At 43.3% G+C, this 1,577-nt stretch carries 3 protein-coding genes; all 3 read left to right on the top strand.

The genetic code is table 11. The features are described from left to right. Positions 1-472 (top strand): hypothetical protein (locus H575_RS09415; protein WP_162139408.1); only part of this gene is annotated, 472 nt, incomplete at its 5' end. Continuing rightward, positions 469-1,116: a hypothetical protein gene (locus H575_RS06455; protein ID WP_042699742.1), complete on the top strand. Its 648-nt coding sequence runs from the start codon at positions 469-471 to the stop codon at positions 1,114-1,116. The genes H575_RS09415 and H575_RS06455, both read left to right, overlap by 4 nt. 30 nt (positions 1,117-1,146) lie before the next feature. Next, positions 1,147-1,572: a hypothetical protein gene (locus H575_RS06450; protein WP_042699740.1), complete on the top strand. Its 426-nt coding sequence runs from the start codon at positions 1,147-1,149 to the stop codon at positions 1,570-1,572. The last annotated feature ends 5 nt before the right edge of the window (positions 1,573-1,577 follow it).

The raw sequence follows: 1,577 nt of genomic DNA, 5'->3' as shown, positions 1-1,577 counted from the left end.
TATACTTGCGTTAGTTCTTTTGCTCGTCATCAACATCGGCATGGGGATCACAAACATCATCGACGGAGCCTTTACTTCTCCGGCAATGCTGACGAATTTCCTGCGAACACCGATTTGGGTCACACCTTTCTATTTCGTCCTGATCCTTGCCCCTCTCTTCTCCCTTGTTGTCCCAAGACTCTGCGAAGGACAAAAACCGCAGAAGATCCTGTCGGGAGTCTCGAAAGGGTTTGCCGTATTCAGCTTCTTCTATCTGATCTATGCTATGTTTTATGGAATATCAGGAGATGCATACGATGTTGTTGTCCCCGGCATGCCTCCCGCTTATCCTTGGTATATATCCCAGGTGTTTATGTTGAGCCTTAGCATAATCTGGGTCGTTTTCGGTCTCGCGGTTGGAGCCTGCATGATTTGGCTGTGTCGAAAATCTGAAAATGATGTATGCATCCGTAACGAATGTGATGAAAAATGAACCTGACACAGAGCCCAAACATAAAACTCCTCTTCCCGATCTATTTTTTACCGATATGTATCTTTGGAGCGTTTATTGCCTGGAATTTTTCAAATATCCTTGTCGAATCCATACTCTCTGCAGGTCTGTTCATATTGACGGTAGTGCTTTTCATTGGAACGATCCTCTGCTACAGAAATAGTGATGGAGCAGTCAAATCCCGCTTCGAATTTCTCGCAGTATTTACTGCATTACTGTTGATCGGCGAGATTGGATTAGGGCTCATATCCGTTATTGCCGGAGGGGGTTCACAGCTCACTGTTTTACTTAGGATGCCTGTTTGGCTGACACTGATGTACCTCATACTGATCGCCTCGCCGATGATGACATCTGTGATTCAGAAGATATCGGCAGACTGTGCATACGGAACAATGATGAAACGGATCTCGTATACATTTTCCGTTTGGGGTTTTGTACTTCTCGTCTGTTACGTCATTCTGTCGGCTTTGGGAGATGCGAATGATGTCGTTATCGAAGGAGCCGTACAAACTGTTCCCTGGTGGATCTCAACGGTTCTTATAAACACGGTCTTTGCGGTCTGGGTTATTCTGGGTGTCGCCGGCGGACTGCAACTTGTTTTCGGATGTAAAAAAGATGACACGTAGACGTTATGAATCGAAGAGGAGGAAAATGCAATGAATAAAGACCCAAATCACGCGAAAAAATATGGGTATATATTATTGGCAGTTCTCATTTTCTTACTTTTCATACTATTTGCCCCTCTTATGGTGGAATCCACCGGGATCTTGGACAGTAAGTCAATGACATTATCTTATTCATCATATCCTGAAAAACCGATCAACCACGTATGGAACGAATCCGGATATGCGATATTGAATATTACTGATGATGATTTTGAAAAATATCCTGAGATAAAGGAGTTGTTTCTGACTAAAGATACCAGTATAAAAAAATCGGACCCTGGAACAGATAACCCTGTATTGAATAGTGTCCAGGTTCTGACTCGACAACGAATCGATGAGATTCGGGAAAAATACTGCATTCACAGAATTCTCTACTGGGAAGGAGAGTATTATCAGGCAGGCATCCCGTATTCATAACTTTT

It is taken from the genome of Methanocorpusculum bavaricum DSM 4179 (genome assembly GCF_000430905.1).
Taxonomy (GTDB): Archaea; Halobacteriota; Methanomicrobia; order Methanomicrobiales; family Methanocorpusculaceae; genus Methanocorpusculum; species Methanocorpusculum parvum.
Note: the sequence above shows the minus strand (reverse complement) of the source record. Positions and strands in the feature narration are given on the sequence as shown.